Source organism: Pseudescherichia sp. (assembly GCF_031998825.1).
Classification (GTDB): domain Bacteria; phylum Pseudomonadota; class Gammaproteobacteria; order Enterobacterales; family Enterobacteriaceae; genus Pseudescherichia.
This window is the reverse complement of sequence record NZ_DAMACX010000087.1, coordinates 1-7,468: the sequence shown is the minus strand read 5'-3', so window position 1 is coordinate 7,468 and position 7,468 is coordinate 1. Positions and strand designations below refer to the sequence as shown.

Annotated in this window: 7 protein-coding genes; 3 read left to right on the top strand and 4 right to left on the bottom strand. The window is 56.3% G+C overall.

Going from position 1 to position 7,468, the window contains the following annotated elements; all coding sequences use genetic code 11:
* Positions 1-416: 416 nt before the first annotated feature.
* Positions 417-1,388: a cysteine synthase A gene (cysK, locus tag RTP97_RS20815; RefSeq protein WP_042389425.1), complete on the bottom strand. Its 972-nt coding sequence runs from the start codon at positions 1,386-1,388 to the stop codon at positions 417-419.
* A 139-nt stretch (positions 1,389-1,527) separates the two neighbouring features.
* Entirely contained in the window at positions 1,528-2,289 is a 762-nt protein-coding gene (gene cysZ / locus RTP97_RS20810) for a sulfate transporter CysZ (RefSeq protein ID WP_312417000.1), read from the bottom strand.
* A gap of 230 nt (positions 2,290-2,519) precedes the next feature.
* On the opposite strand from cysZ, the gene zipA reads away from it, so the two are divergent.
* The 3 genes from zipA (at position 2,520) to RTP97_RS20795 (ending at position 5,841) form a co-directional block, all read left to right on the top strand.
* On the top strand, positions 2,520-3,536 hold the full coding sequence (zipA, locus tag RTP97_RS20805) for a cell division protein ZipA (protein ID WP_312416998.1): 1,017 nt from the start codon (positions 2,520-2,522) through the stop codon (positions 3,534-3,536).
* Positions 3,537-3,605: 69 nt separating this feature from the next.
* The gene (gene ligA / locus RTP97_RS20800; RefSeq protein WP_312416996.1) at positions 3,606-5,624 is read left to right on the top strand and encodes an NAD-dependent DNA ligase LigA; all 2,019 of its coding nucleotides are present in this window, start codon (positions 3,606-3,608) and stop codon (positions 5,622-5,624) included.
* A gap of 1 nt (position 5,625) precedes the next feature.
* Positions 5,626-5,841, top strand: coding sequence for a DUF3820 family protein (locus RTP97_RS20795; RefSeq protein WP_312416991.1), 216 nt, complete (start codon positions 5,626-5,628; stop codon positions 5,839-5,841).
* On the opposite strand, the gene RTP97_RS20790 is transcribed toward RTP97_RS20795, so the two are convergent.
* Entirely contained in the window at positions 5,838-6,830 is a 993-nt protein-coding gene (locus tag RTP97_RS20790) for a bile acid:sodium symporter family protein (protein WP_312416988.1), read from the bottom strand. The genes RTP97_RS20795 and RTP97_RS20790 overlap by 4 nt on opposite strands.
* Before the next feature lie 110 nt (positions 6,831-6,940).
* Positions 6,941-7,282: a FlxA-like family protein gene (locus tag RTP97_RS20785; protein ID WP_312416987.1), complete on the bottom strand. Its 342-nt coding sequence runs from the start codon at positions 7,280-7,282 to the stop codon at positions 6,941-6,943.
* Positions 7,283-7,468: the final 186 nt, after the last annotated feature.

Sequence of the window (7,468 nt, the reverse complement as noted above, 5' to 3'; positions counted from 1 at the left end):
CGTTCGGAGCGGTAATGGTAACTTCTTGCTGGAACATTGTATTTCCCCAACTTATAGGTTTAGTGTTGTGGATCTAAAGTCTAGCCTGGCGGCACAACTTTAGCCTGTATTGTTAGCGCCGGCATAACGGGACACGGGACAAAAGTTCGCCTGCGCAATCCGCTGCTGGCACTTCTGACCGTCGCAAGTACTCGTCTATAACATTATGCCGCGAAAGCGAGACTTCAACCAAATCCTAAAATCGATTCAGCAAGTTTAAAGTCACAATTCGATTAATTTCGCGCTTCAAAATAAATGTGCTGGTTAAATACCAGACCCGACGGGGCTAATCAATGCCAGGTGAGTTGAAAGTTTGACGTGGGCCACAAAAAAGCACCCCGAAAGGTGCTTTTTTATGCGATTTTCGTAGTCCGCGACTACTGCTGCAGCTCTTTTTCAGTAAAGAGGTCGGCAAACAGGGCGGTACTCAAATAACGCTCACCTGAAGAAGGCAGAATAACGACAATGTTCTTGTTGGTAAAGGCCTCATCTTCCTGCAGCTTCAGCGCAGCGGCAACGGCAGCCCCGGAGGAGATGCCTGCCAGGATACCTTCCTCTTCCATCAGGCGACGCGCAACGCTAATCGCCTCGTCGTTAGTGATCGCAACCACTTTATCGATCAGCTTCAGATCGAGGTTACCAGGGATAAAGCCGGCCCCGATACCCTGAATCTTGTGCGGGCCTGGCTTCAGCTCTTCGCCTGCCAGCGCCTGGGCGATAACCGGGGAGTCCGTCGGCTCAACCGCCACGGTGATCAGATCGGTTTTACCCTTGGTATTTTTGATGTAGCGCGACACGCCGGTCAGCGTACCGCCGGTACCAACGCCGGAGATAAATACATCAACCTGACCGTCGGTATCTTCCCAGATCTCCGGGCCGGTGGTTTTTTCATGAATTTCCGGGTTAGCCGGGTTGCTGAACTGCTGCAGCAGCAGATACTTAGCCGGATCGCTGGCGACAATCTCTTCAGCTTTCTGGATCGCGCCCTTCATGCCTTTCGCGCCTTCGGTCAGCACCAGGTTCGCGCCCAGCGCTTTCAGCAGCTTGCGGCGTTCGATGCTCATGGTCTCCGGCATGGTCAGCGTCAGTTTGTAGCCACGAGCGGCCGCGACGTAGGCCAGCGCAATCCCGGTGTTGCCGCTGGTAGGTTCTACCAGCTCAACGCCCGCTTTCAGCACGCCACGTTTTTCGGCGTCCCAAATCATATTGGCACCAATACGGCATTTCACGCTGAAGCTTGGGTTACGGGACTCGACCTTAGCGAGGATGCGTCCATTACCGATGCGGTTCAGTCGGACCAGCGGCGTGTGGCCGATAGTCAACGAGTTGTCTTCAAAAATCTTACTCATAGCCCGTCCTTAACTGTATGAATTTGGGAACGTCATCAGCATACGCGGTTAAGGAATATGCGGAAGTAAGGATTTCGCATATCTATATGCTGATGAGAAATAATAGCAACAACTATGGAATAAGAACGGAATATTGCGCTCAATTCCACAGAGCATGCTTTGGCCGGTAGCAATCTACCCACATAGCGGTTGCACCGCAGACCGCAACGGGCATGATAACCAGATTAAGAACCGGTATCAGGGTAAAGAGGCTGGTCAGCGCGCCAAACTGCATATTGGTCACCTTTCTTGCCCGTAGCGCGCCGCGCATGGTCTTAAAGGGAACCTTGTGGTTATCAAACGGGTAGTCGCAGTACTGGATTGCCAGCATCCATGCGCTAAACAGAAACCACAGCACCGGGGCGACCGTCTGTCCGATACCGGGAATAAAGTAGAGCAGCAGCAGAAGGGCAGCTCTCGGCAGGTACCACGCCAGCTTTTGCCACTCGCGCTTCATAATGCGCGGTAGATCCTTAACGATGCCGGTAATGCCGGTATCCGGCGGCGTGGCGCCAGTTAGCCGTGCTTCAAGCTGCTCGGCAAGCAGGCCGTTAAACGGGGCGGCAATCCAGTTGGCGATGGTTGAAAAGAAGTAGCCAAACACCAGCACTACGGAGATCACGGCGATGGGCCAGAGCAGATAGCTCAGCCACTGTAGCCAGTTCGGCACGTGGCCCATCAGCGCCGGGATCCAGCTATCGAGCCGGGTAAACAGCCAGGCAAAAGCACAGCCAATCAAAATGATATTGACCAGAAGCGGCATAATCACAAAGCGCCGTATACCGGGCAGGGTGATGAGCTTCCAGCCCTGGGAAAAGTAATAAACGCCGCTGCGGGGCGGGGTGACCGATGTTGAAACCATAGTCGGACTATACTCCTTTAATGACCCCCGAATGGGGTGCGTGGCTATAATATCCGTATCGCGCAGACCGCACAGCTCGGAAATGTTCGAAAAAACAGCAAGAAGTACTATTTTACACATCTTTATGCGGTGAAAGCCGTGTGTGCACTTGCACTTGCGGTGAACGGCAAATACTCTTAGTGAGTAAATGTTTGCCGTGGTGGCAAGGTGTTAGAACAACAGAGAATATAATGATGCAGGATTTGCGTCTGATATTAATCATTGTTGGCGCGATCGCCATAATCGCTTTACTGGTTCACGGTTTTTGGACCAGCCGGAAAGAGCGTTCGACGATGTTCGGCGATCGCCCAATGAAACGCATGAAGTCGCGTCGTGACGATGACGAGTCGTTTGATGACGATACCGAAGATAACGTCGATGAAGGCGTGGGTGAAGTGCGTGTTCATAAAACGGGCCACGCCCCAAGTGTGGGTCAGGAGCAAGAGACGCCGCGAACGCCGCAGCATCAGTACCAGCCGCCTTACGCGTCTGCTCAGCCTCGCCAGCACGCTCCCGTGCAGCAGCAGGACGAGCCGCTGCGCCAGGTTCCGCCTCAGCAGCCTGCTGCTCCGCGCGTTGAACCCCAGCCGGTAAGAAGTGCGCCAGCGCAACCTGTCCAGCCTCAACCGGTACAGCAGCAACCTGTGCAGCAGCACCCACAGCAGCAGCCTCTTTCTCAGCAGCCTGTGGCTCAGCCTCAACAGCCTGCCGCTCAGCAGCCGGCCCCGGAACCCGCTCCGCAGCCTGCACCGCAGGAAGCACCTGCCGCAGCCGAGAAGCCGCAGCGTAAAGAGACCGTTATCATTATGAACGTTGCCGCGCACCCGGGCAGCGAACTGAGCGGTGAAGCTCTGCTGGCCAGCATTCAACAGGCCGGTTTCGCTTTCGGTGATATGAATATTTTCCATCGCCATCTCAGCCCTGACGGCAGTGGCCCGGCACTTTTCAGCCTGGCGAACATGGTTAATCCAGGCACCTTTGATCCCGAGATGACCGGTAACTTTACTACCCCTGGCGTCACCATGTTTATGCAGGTGCCCTCCTATGGCGATGAGATGCAGAACTTCAAGCTGATGCTTCAGTCCGCACAGTACATTGCCGATGAGGTCGGTGGCGTGGTGCTTGACGATCAGCGTCGAATGATGACTCCGCAGAAGCTGCGTGAGTACCAGGACCGCATTCGCGAAGTGAAAGAGGCGAACGCGTAAATCCTGCGGTAGTTTTCTCTCTCTACTAAGCCCCCGCCTGTCGGGGGTTTTTTCTATTGATGGTGCGATATGGACTCAATCGAACAACAGCTGACTGAACTGCGAACCACGCTTCGCCATCATGAATATCTCTATCACGTGATGGATGCGCCTGAAATCCCGGATGCTGAATATGACCGCCTGCTGCGCGAGCTGCGTGCCCTTGAGGCCGATCATCCGGATCTTATTACGCCGGACTCGCCTACCCAACGGGTAGGGGCCGCGCCGCTGACCGCCTTTACCCAGGTACGCCACGAAGTGCCGATGCTGTCGCTGGATAACGTCTTTGATGAAGAGAGCTTTCTGGCCTTTAACAAGCGTGTGCAAGATCGACTGAAGAGCACCGATGCTCTGAGCTACTGCTGTGAACTTAAGCTCGACGGGCTGGCAGTGAGTATTATTTATGAAAATGGGGTGTTTATTCAGGCTGCTACCCGTGGGGATGGCACCACCGGCGAAGATATCACCACTACTGTGCGCACTATCCGGGCAATCCCGCTCAAGCTGCACGGCGATAACATTCCGGCCCGGCTTGAAGTACGCGGCGAGGTCTTTCTGCCCCAGGCGGGCTTTGAGAAGATTAATGATGAGGCCAGACGCACCGGCGGCAAAGTGTTTGCTAACCCGCGCAACGCGGCGGCGGGCTCTCTGCGCCAGCTCGATCCGCGCGTGACCGCTAAACGTCCGCTGACCTTCTTCTGCTACGGCGTCGGGATCCTCCAGGGAGGCGATCTGCCCCGCAGCCATCTGGGACGCCTGCAGCAGTTCAAGGCATGGGGCCTGCCGGTGAGCGATCGCATTCGTATCTGTGATACCCCGGAAGCCGTGCTGGACTTTTATCATCAGGTAGAAGCGGATCGTCCGACGCTCGGGTTCGATATTGACGGCGTAGTGATCAAGGTCGACTCTCTCGATCTGCAGGAGCAGCTGGGGTTCGTTGCCCGTGCGCCGCGCTGGGCGGTGGCATTTAAGTTCCCTGCCCAGGAGCAAATGACCTTTGTACGGGACGTAGAGTTCCAGGTAGGGCGCACCGGGGCAGTCACCCCCGTGGCGCGCCTTGAGCCGGTGCAGGTAGCAGGCGTACTGGTCAGTAACGCCACCCTGCACAACGCGGACGAGATCGCGCGTCTGGGGCTAAAAATTGGCGATCGGGTCGTGATCCGTCGGGCGGGAGATGTGATCCCCCAGGTGGTCAACGTGGTTGAGTCCGAACGTCCGGCGGATGCCCGTGACGTCGAGTTCCCCACGCACTGTCCGGTCTGTGGCTCCGACGTCGAGCGCGTTGAGGGCGAGGCGGTAGCGCGCTGCACTGGCGGCCTGATCTGCGGAGCACAGCGTAAAGAGTCGCTGAAGCACTTTGTCTCTCGTCGGGCGATGGACGTGGACGGCATGGGCGATAAAATTATCGACCAGCTGGTGGAGAAGGAGTACGTCCATACCCCAGCCGATCTGTTCCGCCTGACGGCGGGCAAGCTGACGGGGCTGGATCGCATGGGACCGAAGTCGGCGCAGAACGTCGTGAACGCGCTGGAGAAGGCCAAAGAGACCACCTTTGCCCGCTTCCTCTACGCGCTGGGCATCCGTGAGGTAGGCGAAGCCACGGCGGCGGGCCTTGCTGCGCACTTTGGCACCCTGGAGGCGCTGGAGGCGGCATCGATTGAGGATCTGCAGAAGGTGCCGGACGTTGGCATCGTCGTCGCTACCCACGTGTTTAACTTCCTGGCAGAAGAGAGCAACCGCGAGGTGATCCGCGATCTGGTCGAAGAGGTGGGCATTCACTGGCCGAAACCGCTGGTAGTTAATGCCGAAGAGATCGACAGCCCGTTTGCCGGTAAAACGGTAGTGCTAACCGGCAGCCTGAGCCAGATGTCCAGGGATGACGCTAAAGCGCGGCTGGTGGAGCTGGGAGCAAAAGTGGCGGGCAGCGTATCGAAAAAGACCGATCTGGTGATCGCTGGCGAGGCGGCTGGCTCTAAGCTGGCAAAAGCGCAGGAGCTGGGCATTGCAGTGATCGACGAAGACGAGATGCTACGCCTGATGGGAGCCTGAGATGGATAAGGCCCAGCTGGTAGAAATTGCTAACACCGAGATGCCCTTTGGTAAATATAAGGGGCGGAGGCTGATCGATTTGCCGGAGGAGTATCTGCTCTGGTTTGCCCGCAAGGAGACCTTTCCTCCCGGGCATCTGGGTCAGCTGCTGGCGTTTACCCTGCTGATCAAAACCGAGGGGCTGACCCATCTGGTGCAGCCCCTGCGGCGGCCTTAGCTGTTGTCAGCGGCCTGGTGGGCCTGCTGGGCGTCGGCCTGACGCTTATAGCGGCGTGCCATCACGGCGCAGACCATCAGCTGGATCTGGTGGAAGATCATCAGGGGCAGCACCATCATTCCAATCACCGAGGTAGGGAAGAGAATATTGGCCATCGGGATGCCGTTGGCCAGGCTCTTTTTCGAGCCGCAGAAGACAATGGTAATTTCATCGGCTTTGTTAAAGCCGCAGAGGCGTGCCACGAGGATATTTACCCCCATTACAATCGCCAGCAGTACCAGGCTGACAATCACAATAAACAGCAGCGACCCCATTCCCACCTTATGCCAGATACCGTTCACCACCGCCTCGCTGAAGGCGGAGTAGACCACCAGCAGAATTGAGGTCTGGTCGGTTTTAGCGATCCACTTTTTATTCCGCGCCACAAACGCGGCGGTCCACGGACGGGAGAGGTGGCCGAGCACAAACGGCAGCAGCAGCTGCAGCATGATTTTACCAACCTGCTCAAGGCTACCCTGTGCGCCGTGCATATCCATCACCAGACCTACCAGCAGCGGCGAGAGGAAGATACCCAGCAGGCTGGAGGCAGAGGCGGAGCAGACCGCTGCGGCTACGTTACCACCCGCCAGTGAAGTAAAGGCAATGGCGGACTGGACGGTAGCCGGCAGAATACAGAGGTAGAGAAAACCGGTATAGAGCTCAGGGCTGACGTTGACCGGCGCCCACCAGGCAAACAGGACGCCCAGCACCGGAAAGAGTATGAAGGTGCTGCACATTACCCACAGATGCAGCCGCCAGTGGCTGCCCCCGGCGATGATGGCTTCGCGGGAGAGCTTGGCCCCGTGCATAAAGAAGAGCAGGGCGATAGCGGCAGTAGTCAGTCCTTCAAAGAAGGGGACGAAGCCGCCGCGGGCCGGAAAAAAAGAGGCCAGTAAAACAACGGCAATGAGCGTAAGCGTGAAGGGATCGAGGACGCGTAAAAATTTCATAATGACTCCTGAAAGACAGTGCCACCATTTTGCGTTTATCTGGATGTTAATGAAAAGTGATTTATCGCGTTTGTTGAGAAATTAGAGAGGCATAACGCCTCTCTGAGCGGTTAGATGTAGATATCAATCTTATGCTCGGCGGAAGGGGCGTTCACGCCTTCAGCTTTAGTCTGTTTCTGCTCCTGACTCTTCTGCGCCTCTTCTGCCTGGCGGCGCTGGAGCTGAGCGATTTGCGCCTGCAGCAGCTTGATCTGGTTCTGGATCTGCTCCTGCTGTTTCTGCTTCTCTTCCGCTGTGCCGCTGCCGTTCGCGACATCTTTCAGCTGCTTGGTAAGTTTGGTGACCTGCTGGGTCAGGCTCTGGATCTGGGAGGCGATATCGCTGTTGCTGCTGGAGGAACTGCCGGCGCTGCTGGACTGGACTGACGGTGTCGATGTTGAAATAGTTGTCATTGTAAAACCTCTCTTGCCATAAACCTCTTATATCGGCATTTTTTTAGCGAGCTTGAGAGAGTATTTACAAATGAGGGTGAACCGTAGGCCGAGCAAACGCAGTGCCGCCCGGCATTAAATTGCAAACAGCAGAAAGCAAAAAAGCGCCTTTAGGGCGCTTTTTTACATTGGTGGGTCGTGCAGGAT